Origin of the sequence: Pseudoclavibacter sp. AY1F1, from assembly GCF_002931075.1 — a bacterium.
Classification (GTDB): Bacteria; Actinomycetota; Actinomycetes; order Actinomycetales; family Microbacteriaceae; genus Pseudoclavibacter.
In genome coordinates this window covers 175,167-187,329 of record NZ_PSTQ01000005.1, presented here as the reverse complement: position 1 = coordinate 187,329, position 12,163 = coordinate 175,167, and the positions used below count along the sequence as shown (strand labels likewise).

Annotated in this window: 11 protein-coding genes; 3 read left to right on the top strand and 8 right to left on the bottom strand. The window is 66.0% G+C overall.

The genetic code is table 11. The features are described 5' to 3' along the window. Nucleotides 1-90: 90 nt before the first annotated feature. The 8 genes from C5B85_RS10385 to C5B85_RS10350 form a co-directional block, all read right to left on the bottom strand. Nucleotides 91-1,413 (bottom strand): thymidine phosphorylase, encoded by a 1,323-nt coding sequence (locus C5B85_RS10385; RefSeq protein WP_104285946.1) that lies wholly within the window; start codon nt 1,411-1,413, stop codon nt 91-93. After that, complete coding sequence (locus tag C5B85_RS10380) at nt 1,410-1,829, bottom strand: cytidine deaminase (protein ID WP_104285945.1); 420 nt, start codon at nt 1,827-1,829, stop codon at nt 1,410-1,412. Before C5B85_RS10380 ends, C5B85_RS10385 begins: the two co-directional genes overlap by 4 nt. Nucleotides 1,830-1,835: 6 nt before the next feature. Then, nucleotides 1,836-3,146 (bottom strand): ABC transporter permease, encoded by a 1,311-nt coding sequence (locus C5B85_RS10375; protein WP_104285944.1) that lies wholly within the window; start codon nt 3,144-3,146, stop codon nt 1,836-1,838. After that, a complete protein-coding gene (locus C5B85_RS10370) occupies nt 3,143-4,456 on the bottom strand; it encodes an ABC transporter permease (RefSeq protein WP_104285943.1) in 1,314 nt (437 codons plus the stop codon). Before C5B85_RS10370 ends, C5B85_RS10375 begins: the two co-directional genes overlap by 4 nt. Beyond that, complete coding sequence (locus tag C5B85_RS10365; RefSeq protein ID WP_104285942.1) at nt 4,453-5,952, bottom strand: ABC transporter ATP-binding protein; 1,500 nt, start codon at nt 5,950-5,952, stop codon at nt 4,453-4,455. Before C5B85_RS10365 ends, C5B85_RS10370 begins: the two co-directional genes overlap by 4 nt. Before the next feature lie 184 nt (nt 5,953-6,136). Next, nucleotides 6,137-7,222 (bottom strand): BMP family ABC transporter substrate-binding protein, encoded by a 1,086-nt coding sequence (locus C5B85_RS10360; RefSeq protein ID WP_308471333.1) that lies wholly within the window; start codon nt 7,220-7,222, stop codon nt 6,137-6,139. Nucleotides 7,223-7,457: 235 nt separating this feature from the next. After that, entirely contained in the window at nt 7,458-8,543 is a 1,086-nt protein-coding gene (locus tag C5B85_RS10355; RefSeq protein ID WP_104285941.1) for a BMP family protein, read from the bottom strand. A gap of 102 nt (nt 8,544-8,645) precedes the next feature. Next, entirely contained in the window at nt 8,646-9,758 is a 1,113-nt protein-coding gene (locus tag C5B85_RS10350) for a mannose-1-phosphate guanylyltransferase (protein ID WP_104285997.1), read from the bottom strand. A gap of 124 nt (nt 9,759-9,882) precedes the next feature. On the opposite strand from C5B85_RS10350, the gene C5B85_RS10345 reads away from it, so the two are divergent. From C5B85_RS10345 to sdhD, 3 genes are all read left to right on the top strand, one after another. Next, nucleotides 9,883-11,028: a glycosyltransferase family 1 protein gene (locus tag C5B85_RS10345; protein ID WP_104285996.1), complete on the top strand. Its 1,146-nt coding sequence runs from the start codon at nt 9,883-9,885 to the stop codon at nt 11,026-11,028. A 302-nt stretch (nt 11,029-11,330) separates the two neighbouring features. After that, nucleotides 11,331-11,663, top strand: a complete 333-nt coding sequence (gene sdhC / locus C5B85_RS10340; RefSeq protein WP_104252310.1) for a succinate dehydrogenase, cytochrome b556 subunit — start codon at nt 11,331-11,333, stop codon at nt 11,661-11,663. Nucleotides 11,664-11,675: 12 nt separating this feature from the next. Beyond that, nucleotides 11,676-12,119, top strand: coding sequence for a succinate dehydrogenase, hydrophobic membrane anchor protein (gene sdhD, locus C5B85_RS10335; RefSeq protein ID WP_181064382.1), 444 nt, complete (start codon nt 11,676-11,678; stop codon nt 12,117-12,119). Nucleotides 12,120-12,163: the final 44 nt, after the last annotated feature.

Sequence of the window (12,163 nt, the reverse complement as noted above, 5' to 3'; positions counted from 1 at the left end):
GAGCCATGATTCTATCTGGCGGAGGCAACCAGCGCGCGACCTGGCGTGGCGGTGTGGAGAAGGTTTCCCTTCTCCACACCTCCACGAGGACTACTCTGCGCCGACGCGGCCCGCGATGAGTGGACCGCCCGTCAGGATCTCCGACCCGGCGTCGCCGATCTCGTAGGCACCCTCGAGCGCGTCGAGCGCGCGAGGGAAGCGGGCCGCATCCTCGGCCGAGAGTGTGAAGAGCACATCCCCCTTCTTCACGGCATCGCCCGGTTTCGCGACGAGGTCGATGCCTGCCGAGTGGATGACCGGGTCCTGCTTGCGCGCGCGCCCTGCTCCCAGGCGCCAGGCCGCGATTCCGAACGGCAGAGCTTCCTGGCGGACGAGCACACCGTCGCGGTCGGCGCGTACTTCATGCGTCTCGCGTGCAACGGGCAGCACCCCATCCGGGTCGCCATCCTGCGCCGAGACCCACCGACGCCACACGTCCATCGCCGCGCCGTTCTTCAGCGCACCTTCAACGTCGGCGTCAGGCTTGCCAGCCAGGCGGAGCATCTCGCGAGCCAGCTCGACCGTGAGCTCGACGACGTCGGCGGGTCCGCCACCGGCGAGCACCTCGACCGATTCGCGCACCTCGTTGGCGTTGCCGATCGCGAGACCGAGCGGCACGTTCATGTTCGTGAGCAGCGCAGAGGTGCGCACACCGGCATCCTCGCCGAGCGCGACCATCGTCTCGGCGAGCGCACGCGAACGCTCGATGTCGCCCATGAACGAGCCGGAGCCGAACTTCACGTCGAGCACGAGTGAGTCGGTGCCCTCCGCGATCTTCTTCGACATGATGCTCGAGGCGATGAGCGGGATGCACTCGACCGTTCCCGTGATGTCGCGGAGCGCGTACAGCTTCTTGTCTGCGGGGGCGAGGCCTGCGCCTGCCGCGCAGATGACGCCGCCGATCTCCTGGAGGAGAGTGAACATCTCTTCGTTGGAGAGCTCGGCCCGCCATCCTGGGATGGCTTCGAGCTTGTCGAGTGTTCCGCCCGTGTGTCCGAGCCCTCGGCCGGAGAGCTGCGGCACTGCGACCCCGAACGACGCGACGAGCGGCATGAGCGGGAGCGTGATCTTGTCGCCGACACCACCAGTGGAGTGCTTGTCGACGGTGACCTTGCCAAGCCCGTCGAAGTTCATCCGCTCACCCGAGGCGATCATCGCGAGCGTCATGTCGCGGATCTCGGTGCGCTCCATGCCGTTGAGGAAGATCGCCATCGCCATCGCGGCCATCTGCTCGTCGCCCACGTAGCCATTCGCGTAGCGCGAGATGAGCCAGTCGATCTCCGGCGTCGACAGCGCACGGCCGTCACGCTTTGCCTTGATGAGGTCGACGGCGTCGAACGCCTCGATTGCGGACTGGGTGGGGGTGGAGCTCATGCGATCCTTTCGAGATCTCTTGGGCCGAACGCGTCCGGCAGTACCTGGTCGATGGTGCGGATGCCCGAGACGGTGTCGAGGAGCATCCCCGGTGCCGAGAACTCGTACAGCAGCTGGCGGCAGCGGCCGCACGGCATGATGACGTCGCCGTCTCCGTTGCAGCAGGTGAAGGCGACCAGCTTGCCTCCCCCGCTCGCCTGCAGGGCGGAGACGAGTCCGCACTCGGCGCACAGGCCGACGCCGTAGCTCGCGTTCTCGACGTTGCAGCCGACGACGATCCGACCGTCGTCGACAAGCGCGGCCGCGCCAACCGAGTAGTTCGAGTAGGGCGCGTACGCCTTCGTCATGATGTCGCGCGCGGCTTCACGGAGCGCTGCCCAGTCGGGCTCGAGCGCTTCGGTTCCTGTTGCTGTCATAGCTGCCTATGCCTTCACGTAGGGTTTGCCCGCGGCGGCGGGGCCGCGGGACTGGCCAACGAATCCGGCGACCGCGAGGATCGTCACGATGTACGGGATCATTGCCATGAACTCGGGTGGGATGTTCGCGCCGACCTGGCTCACGAGCGTCTTCAGGTTCGAGGCGAACCCGAAGAGCAGCGCGGCGAGGGTGGCGTAGACCGGGTGCCAGCGTCCGAAGATGAGGGCCGCGAGGGCGATATAGCCCTGACCGCTTGTCATCTCCTGGCTGAACGATCCGACGCTTCCGAGCGTGAAGAAGCTGCCGCCTGCGCCGGCGATGGCGCCGGAGAGCATGACATTCCAGAAACGCGTCTTGTTGACCTTGATGCCAACCGTGTCCGCCGCCTTCGGGTGCTCGCCGACGGCGCGGAGACGAAGACCCCAGCGGGTCTTGAAAAGCGCGAAGGTGAGCGCGGGCACGGTGAGGAACATCAGGTAGACGATGAACGTGTTGTCGAAGAGCAGCGGGCCGATGACCGGGATGTCGCTCAGCAGCGGAATCGCGAAGCGAGGGTACTTCTCGTTCTGCGCGATTGTGTTGAGGAAGCCGCTGTCGCGCGTCATGACGCCCGAGTAGAGGAAGTTCGTCAGGCCGATGACAAGCATGTTGATGACAACACCGACCACAACCTGTTCGACCAGGTAGCGGATCGAGAAGACGGCGAGGATGAGCGACACGAGCATGCCGGCGAGTATCGCGCCGAGGAGGCCGAGGAACGGGTTGCCCGTCATCGAGCCGATGAGCGCCGACGTGAACGCGCCGGCGAGGAGCTGCCCCTCGATTGCGATGTTCACAACGCCGACGCGCTCGGACACGAGGCCCGCCATGGATCCGAAGATCAGTGGCGTCGAGATCGCGAGCGTACCCGTGAGGAGCCAGGTGAGCGGCACGTTGGCGTTGGCGCCGATGAAGACGATGAGCGCCCACACCCAGAGGATGCCGAAGACCACCATGACCCACATCGGCAGCTTGCCGCCTGCCGCGGTGCGCAGGAACGCGACCACCGTGATGCCGGCGAGGATCACGCCGATGACGAGGTTGGTGACCATGGTCGGAAGAACCAGCGGGTCGAACTTGATCGGCACGCCGTCAGAGTTCAGGTCGATCGTGCTGGAGGCGCCCGACGGAGCGAGCAACCCGAAGACGATGAGCACAAGCGCGCTGAAGAAGGCGTACGCGATGGGCGCCTTCCAGCTGCGTGTGGAGCGGACCTCAGCCTTGGTGCTTGCGCCCACCGGGATCTGCTCCTCGGTGCTTGGCGTCACTGCGGTCATGCGTTCACCTCGTTCTTCTTGCCACGGCTGTCGTCCTTCTTGCCGGAGTCTGGGTCATCCCGACCCTCGCGCGACGCGCGGATGCGGTCGAGCAGGCGGATGCCGGAAGGCTTCGGCAGGCGGAAGATCGCCCGGATGAGCGGAGGAGCCGCGATGAAGAGCACGATGAGCCCCTGGATGACCGCGACGATGTCGATGGGGATGCCCTCGACGACCTGCATCGGGAACGAGCCGGCCTTGAGCGCTCCGAAGAGGAGGCCGGCGAGGATGATGCCGACGGGGTGCCCGGCTCCGAGGAGCGCGACCGTGATGGCGTCGAAGCCGATGCCGGCGTGCACGCCTGGGTCGTAGCCCGCCGTCGCGCGACCGAGCACCTGCGTGGCTCCGGCGAGGCCGATGAAGGCGCCCGCGATCGCCATGGTCAGGAACGTGATGAACGCGACGTTGATACCGGCTGTGCGAGCGGCGCTCGGGTTGAGGCCGACGGCCCGCACCTTGAAGCCGACCGTCGTGCGTTCCATGATCCACCAGTAGACGAAGGCGGCGATGATCGCGAGGATGAAGCCCCAGTCGGCGGCACCCACGAGGTCAGGCAGCTGGGCCGACTCGACGATGGGCTTGGCCTTCGCGTTTCCGCCGGCACCTTCCGCCTGGAAGACCGGGGTCTTGAGCAGGTACGTGATGCCCCAGAAGGCAATCCAGTTGAGCATGATCGTGACGATCACCTCGTGCGCGCCGGTCTGCGCCTTCAACCAGCCTGCGATGCCTGCCCACAGGGAGCCGCCGACGATGCCGGCGAAGGCAGCGACGAGCACATGCACGACAAAGGGAAGCTGCAGGCTTGCGCCGACGAAGCCCGTGAAGAGCGCGGCGATGAGGATCTGGCCCTGGCCACCGATGTTGAACAGCCCAGCGCGGAAGGCAAACGCGACACCGAGGCCCGCCGTGATGAGCGGGGTCGCCCACATGAGCGTGTTCGTCAGCGGGACGAAGCCGTTGCGGGGCGAATAGATCGCGCCTTCCCACAGCGCGCGGAACGCGCCGCCGATGACCCCGCCAGCTGCGGCGAAGAGGTCCATCGGGCGGGAGAAGAAGTAGCCAGTGGTCTCGAGAACCTCATCGCTGGTGAAGACGACGAGGAGCGAGCCGATGAGCAGCGCGAGCACGATCGCGAGGATCGAGCGCAGCGGTCCGCCTCCGAGGATGTCTCGCCAGAGGCCGTGCCACGGCGATTGCTCGCTCGCTGCTACCGGCACCTGCGTGCCTGGTGGTGGCGGCGTCTCTGCCGTCACGTTCTGAAGCTGGCTCATACCTCAACCCCTGCCATCATCTGGCCGAGCACGTCGCGAGACGTCTCCGGTCCAACGATTCCCATGCTCTTGCCCTGGTACATGACCATGATCCGATCCGCCAACTGCACAACTTCATCGAGCTCAGTCGAGACGATGATGACCGGGATGCCGGAATCGCGCACGCGCACGATCTGCTCGTGCACAAACTCGATCGATCCGACGTCGAGTCCGCGAGTCGGCTGCGAGGCGATGAACATCCGCAGGTCGCGGCCGAGCTCACGAGCGAGGACAACCTTCTGCTGGTTGCCACCGGAGAGACGGCCGACTGCAGTCTCGATGGAGGGCGCGCGCACGTCGAAGTCCTTGACGTTCTTCTCGGCGAATGCCGTGATCTCGCGCAGGTTGAGCGCGATGCCGTTCGAGAACGGTGGACGGTCGGCGCGGTCGAGGACGAGGTTCTCGGCGATCGTGAAGTCACCGACGATGCCGTCTTCGGTGCGGTCCTCCGGCACGAAGCCGAGGCCGGCATCCAGTGTCCTCTTGACCGACTGGCCGATGAGCTCGTTGCCATCAAGGGTGATCGAGCCGAGCGCCTTCTTGTGCAGGCCGAGGATGGCTTCCGTGAGTTCCGTCTGCCCGTTGCCCTGGACTCCGGCGATGACGAGGATCTCGCCCTCGCGAACCTCGAAGCTGAGCTCGTCGACCTGCTTCGCCCCGATCTCGTCGAAGACCGTCAGCTCCGAGACGACGAAGGTCGTGTCGCCAAGCTTCGGTGCTTCCTTGTCGACGTCGAGGTCAACCGCGCGGCCGACCATCTTCGCTGCGAGCTCCTCGTTGGACTCGCTCGGAAGCGCCGTCCCGACGACCTTGCCTCGGCGGATGACCGTGATGCGGTCCGCGACCTTGCGGACCTCACGCAGCTTGTGCGTGATGAAGACGATCGAGGTGCCCGCCTTGCGGAGCTGGTCCATGATGACGATGAGCTCGTCGGTCTCCTGCGGCGTGAGCACGGCTGTGGGCTCATCCAGGACGAGGATCTTCGCGTCGCGCGAGAGAGCCTTGATGATCTCCACCCGCTGCTGCGCGCCGACGGGCAGGTGCTCCACCAGCGCGTCTGGGTCGATGTTGAAGCCGAATTGAGCAGAGAGGTCGCGGACCTTCTGGCGAGCGCTGTCGATGTCGAGGACCCCGACGCCGTTGGCCGGCTCGTGCCCGAGCATGAGGTTCTCCGCGACGGTGAAGACGGGGATGAGCATGAAGTGCTGGTGGACCATGCCGATGCCCGCGGCCATGGCGTCGCCAGGACCGGAGAAGCGCTGGACGACGTCGTCCAGCAGGATCTCGCCCTCATCGGCCTGGTACAGGCCGTAGAGCACGTTCATCAGGGTCGACTTGCCAGCACCGTTCTCGCCGAGGAGCGCATGGATTTCGCCCTCCTCGATCGTGAGGTTGATGTTGTCGTTGGCCGTGAAGGCACCAAATCGCTTGGTGATGCCTCGAAGCTCGAGTTTCATAGCGGTCCACTTCGCTGTGCGGTAGTGCGGGAATCGGCCAGTTGGGCCGGTCGTACCCGAGGCGGTCGGCGGGTGGCCGACCGACCTCGGAATGCATGCGTAGGCATGCTACGGGGCCGCCGCGAGTTGCGCGACGGCCCCGCATTCATGTTGTGTCCGGACGCCAATCCGGACGTACAGAGGGTTAGACCTGAGGAGAGGAAGGCGACAGATCCGGGTACTTGCCGTCGATGACTTCCTGCTTCAGCGCGTCGATCTCGTCGGTCGTGCCTGCGGGAAGCTTCGACTCGAAGTCGCCGAAGCCGGAGAGGCCGACGCCCTCGTTCTCGAGGACACCCGTGTAGGTCGTGCCACCCTCGAAGGTGCCGTCGAGGCTCTGCGAGATCGCGTCGAGAACGGTGACGTCGAGTCCCTTCATGATCGAGACGAGGATGATGTCCGCGTACTGCTCGTCAGCGACGGCGAGGTCGGAGTCGACGCCGAGGATGACCGCATCCTGGCCGCCTTCGCGGATGGCCTCAGCCGCGCCCTGGTACAGGGGGCCGCCGACGGGGAGGATGACGTCTGCACCCTGGCTCAGGAAGCCGGTCGAGATCTCCTTCGCGCGGGAGACGTTCGTGAAGTCATCGACGAACGAGCCCTGCTGCGACTCGACGTCCCAGCCGATGACCTTGACGTCCTTGCCCTTGGCTTCGTTGTAGTGCTTGACGCCGTTGGCGAAGCCGTCCATGAAGATCGTGACGGTCGGGATGGCCGCGCCGCCATAGGTGGCGACGGTGCCGGTCTTCGAGTACGCGGCAGCTGCGTAGCCCGCGAGGAACGCGGCCTGAGCCGTGTCGTAGTTCAGCTCGAGGACGTTCGGGATGCCGAGGCCTTCGACGTCGACGATCGCGAAGTCGACGTCTGGGTTCGCCTCGGCGGCTGCCGCCGTCGCGTCTGCCAGCTTGAAGCCGACAGGAACGATGATGCTGCAGCCCTGGTCGACCATGGTCGTCAGGTTCGCCGCGTAATCGTCTGGTGTCGCGGACTCGGCTTCGAGCACGTTGACACCGAGCTCGGACTCTGCGTTCTCGAGTCCCGTGTGTGCGAGCTGGTTGAAGGAGCGGTCGTCGAACCCGCCCTCGTCAGACACCATGCACGCGGTGAAGTCGGATGCACCTTCAGCGGGAGCGTCGCCCGCTTCTGGAGCAGGTGCACAACCGGCGAGCACGAGGGCTGCGACGCCCACCGTGCCAATTGCAGCGAAACGCTGCTTCGAAGAGATAGCCACTCTCGGTCCTCCTGAGTTGGATGTTCGTCGGACCGCAGAACGCGGACTCCGGCGAAGCTGGTGATTGCCCGAGCATAGCCGTAGCTCGGCGTCACAATTCGGTCGAATTCGGAATCGAAACCCGACCGTTGCACAGTTACGAGTGTGTTTCTCGGCGCGTCGGCTAGCGATTCTCACGGGGCCGGAAAAATCCGGGCCGATCGGTCGGTGAGGACCGCTGGCTGACGCTCAAGCGTCAGTTCGCGCCGGTCGGAGACGACGGGGACTCGACGACGATCTCCCCCGAGATGATCTTTGCCCTGAGGTCCTCGACCTCTGCCTTCAGCTCGGCAGGGACCTTCGCGTCCCAGTCGTGGAACGACGAGAGGCCAACGCCTTCGTTCTCGAGCGTGCCCACGTTGTTGCCCGCTTCGAACGTGCCGTCGATGTCGGCCCCGATGACGCCGAGGATCGCAGGCTCCATCCGCTTCTCGACGGTCGTGACGAGCAGCGGACGGTACTCCTCGCCCAGCAGCTCGTAGCCGTCGGAGTCGACCCAGATGATGCCGACGTCGCCAGCGGCCAGGGCAGCCGCGGCGGCTCCTTCGCCAGCCTGAGCGGCGACGGGCATGATGATGTCTGCCCCCTGGGAGATGAGGCCCTGCGCTGTGGTCTGCGCGGCGTTCGTGTTGGTGAAGTCGTCCGTGAACGAGCCCTGCTGAGTCTTCGGGTCCCATCCGACGACACGCACCGAGGCGCCCTTCGCCGAGTTGTACTGATCGACGCCAGCGGCGAAGCCGTCCATGAAGACGGTCACCGGTGGCTGGTTTCCCCCGCCGAATGTGCCGACGACCCCGGTCTTGCTGACGCCCGCCGCGAGGTAGCCCGCGAGGAAGGCGGCCTGCGCGGTGTCGTGCACGATCGAGGCCACGTTCGGCCCCTCGACGACCTCGTCGACGATCGAGTAGGTGATGTCCGGGTTCGCCTCGGCGGATGCCCTGGTCGCGTCGGCGAGCTCCCAGCCGACGGTGACGATGTAGTCGCACCCCTCGCCGACCATCGTCTCGAGGTTCGTCTCGTAATCGGCCTGCGACTGCGACACCGTCTCGCGCATCTCCACGCCGTACTCCTCCTGAGCCGCCTCAAGGGATTCGAAGACGGCCTGGTTGAAGGAGCGGTCCTGAATATTGCCGCTGTTGGCGACCATGCACGCGAGGTAGTCACTGCCTGCCGACTCCGCACCCGTCGAACTCGGCGTCTCAGGTGGCGCCTGACAGGCGGTCAGTGCGAGCGTTGCGACTGCGAGGGCGCCGACGGCGCCTGGAATGCGAGAGCGTGACATGCCGGAAGAGTAGTGGGCGCCGAGCTCGGACCGCTACAGGCGCGCACCGATCGTTGTGAACCCACAATCGGTGCGCGCCGGCACGCATCGCGGAGCTGGGGTCTACAGAACCTCAGGGCGCTTCGAGGCCTTGATCTCGGCGACGAGCTGCTTGACCTTCTGCGCGTTGGCGGCCGTCGTGACGAGCAGCGCATCAGGGGTGTCGACCACGACGATGTCCTTGATGCCCGCGATGGCGACTACGCGGTCGGTGTGGTTGACGATGAGACCGGAGCCGTCAACGACGACGACGTTGTTCTCGTCGCCGTGGACTGTCACGCCGTTGCCGTTGGTGCTCTTCCGGAGGCGGCTGACAGCCGCGAAGTCCCCGACGTCGTCCCACTGGAAGTAGCCGGGGATCACGGCGAGCTCTCCGCGAGCGGCCGCCGGCTCCGCCACCGTGTAATCGATGGCGATCTTCTCGAGGCCAGGCCAGATGCGGGCCGTGACCTCGGCCTGCCTGTCAGTGCCCCACGCGTCCGCGATCTCGTTGATGCCGGCCGCGAGAGCGGGGTTGGATTCCGCGAGCGCCTCCATGAGGCGGTCGACGCGGGCGAAGAACATGCCGGCGTTCCAGAGGTACTCGCCAGAAGCAAGGTAGCGACGGGCGGTCGCCTCCTTGGGCTTCTCGACAAACGCATCGACCTTGCGTGCGCTCGGCGCGGCCGGGATGCTGAGCGGCTTGCCCGCGCGGATGTAGCCGAACGCGGTCGACGGCTCGATGGGCTGGATGCCGATCGTCACGATCGCTCCGGCATCGGCAGCCTCCACAGCCTCGCGCACCGCTGCCGCGAATCGGTCGGTCGCGCCGATGAGGTGGTCGGCCGCGAAGGAGCCGATGATCGCGTCCGGGACACGACGCTGCAGGATGGCGGCCGCCAGGCCGATGGCAGCCGTGGACTCTCGCCCCTCGCTCTCGAGGACGATGTTCTCGTCGATGAGCTCGGGGAGCTGGGCGCGCACCTCCTTGGCGTGGGCCTCTCCCGTCACGACGAGGAGCCTGTCTTCAGCACACAAGGGCGCAAGTCGGTCCCAGGTCGCCCTCAAGAGGGTCGAGCCGTTTCCGACGACGTCGTGGAGGAACTTCGGGGCTTCGGCCCGCGAGAGAGGCCACAGCCGTGAGCCGACGCCTCCCGCTGGGATCACGCCATAGAACCGATCGATCGCATCTGCCATGCGCAACACCATAGGGGAACACCGTCTCGTGTCTGTTTCGACGAGACGAAGCTGTGGACAAGTCGTCGAGAAGGTGTCGTCGGGAGTTCACCTCGACGCCACACCCGACGCTTACGTTCGCCCTATGCGCATCGCGGTTGTGACCGAGAGCTTCCTCCCCACTGTCAACGGCGTGACGAACAGCGTGTGCAAGGTGCTCGACCACCTCGCATTGCGCGGACACGAGGCCATCGTCATCACCCCGGCCGCTGGCTCGCCGAGGGAATACCGAGGCTTCCGGGTCGTGGAGGTGCCTGCGCTCGACTACCGGCAGTTCCCTGTAGGCCTCCCCTCCCCCAGGGTCGACCGGCTGCTCGCCGAGTTCACCCCGGACGTCGTGCACGCCGCGAGTCCTCTTTTCCTGGGGTCGCAGGCGATCGCCGCCGCGAAGCGCCGCGGAATCCCGAGCGTCGCCGTCTTCCAGACCGACGTCGCCGGCTACACGAAGCGCAATCGGCTCAGCGCCATGGAGGGCTTCGCCTGGTGGTTCATCCGTTGGCTGCACAACAACGCCGACCTCACGCTTGCTCCCTCGAGCGCCGCCCTGGGCGACCTGCGCCGCGCGAAGATCACGAACGCCGTCAGGTGGGGCCGCGGCGTCGACCTCGAGACCTATCACCCGCGCAACAAGCACGTGCCCGCTGTCCTCAACAGTCGGCGCAGACTGGGAGCCGACTCGCGCACCGTCGTCGGCTACGTCGGCAGGCTGGCACCGGAGAAGCAGGTGGAACGCCTCTCCTCCCTCCGTGGCCTCGACAACGTGCAGCTGGTCGTGGTTGGTGACGGGCCCTCCGAGCCCAGCATCCGCAAGGCCCTCAAAGGGGTCCCGACCCACTTCGCGGGACGACTCGGCGGGCGCGACCTCGCTCTCGCGTACGCGAGCTTCGACGTCTTCGTGCACACGGGCACCGAGGAGACGTTCGGCCAGACGATCCAGGAGGCGCACGCCAGCGGGCTCCCCGTCGTGGCCCCATACGCCGGCGGCCCGATCGATCTCCTCGAGCATGGCGTCGACGGGTTCCACTTCGACCCGGACCGCGCAGGCGACCTCGACCTCAGAGGCATGCTCGAGCAGCTCGTCGACTCGCCCAGTCTCCGAGCCAGGATGGGCGAGGCCGGTCGACGACGCGTGCTCTCACGCTCGTGGGCGAGCGTCTGCGACGAGCTGCTCGGCCACTACACATCCGTACTGGCGGACGCCCGGCAGCCGACGGCGCTCCCCCTCGCGTGAGCGGCCCGGTCCGGGCCTGAACAACGCCGTCGAATCGGCGTGAAGGAAGGCTTACCTTCCCAGCCCAAAACCGCGGGAGGCGTAGTCTAGGCGGGTATCAACATGCCCAACGCAGTGTGGTTGGGGCCTGCCGCTCATCTTCACCTCCTCGGCGCAAGAGTCCTGAGCGGAAGAACGCAACGCGACAGAAGGGCAAACCCGTGTCAGCCGTACAGACACCAGCTCCGGCGGGCTCGTCAGCCCCGAAGAACACAGCGAAGAAGCCGCAACGCGGCGGCACGCTGTACCGGGGGAACGAGGGCATGTGGTCCTGGGTTCTCCACCGCATCACCGGCGTCTCCATCTTCTTCTTCCTCATCGTGCACGTGCTCGACACGTCGCTCGTGCGGGTCAGCCCTGAGGCGTACAACGCGGCGATCCACACCTACCAGACCCCCATCATGGGCATCGGCGAGGTCGGACTCGTGGCAGCCATCTGCTACCACGCATTCAACGGAATCCGCATCATCCTCATCGACTTCCTGCCAGGTGGCGCGAAGTACCAGAAGCTCATGTTCTGGATCGTCATCGGCCTCTGCGTCGTCACGATGATCGGCTTCACGCCCCGCCACCTCATCAACGTGTTCAGCCACTAGGAGGGAGCTGCCATGACTATCGAAACCATCGAGTACCCGCGCTCCGCAGCTGCCGCCAAGAACAGCACCAACTGGGAGCGCATCGGCTGGGCGTTCATGCGCGTCTCCGGCGTGCTGCTCGTCATCCTCATCTTCGGCCACCTCTTCACGAACCTCATGGTCGGGCAGGGCGTCGCCGCCATCGACTTCGCGTTCGTCGCGGGCAAGATGGCCGACCCGTTCTGGGTCGTCTGGGACACGCTCATGCTGGTCCTCGCGTTCATCCACGGCGCCAACGGCATGCGCACGATCATCAACGACTACGTGTCGAAGGCGAGCACGCGTCGCGCCCTGCAGGTCACGCTGTTCATCGTCACGACGGTGCTCATCGTCCTCGGCCTTCTCGTGATCTACACGTTCGACCCGTGCCCCGCCAACGGCGCCGCCGAGAACCTGCCGAGCTTCTGCTCGGCCTAGCCGCCCCGTTCGGCCACACGACTTCCAACACCTGAGAAAGAAGA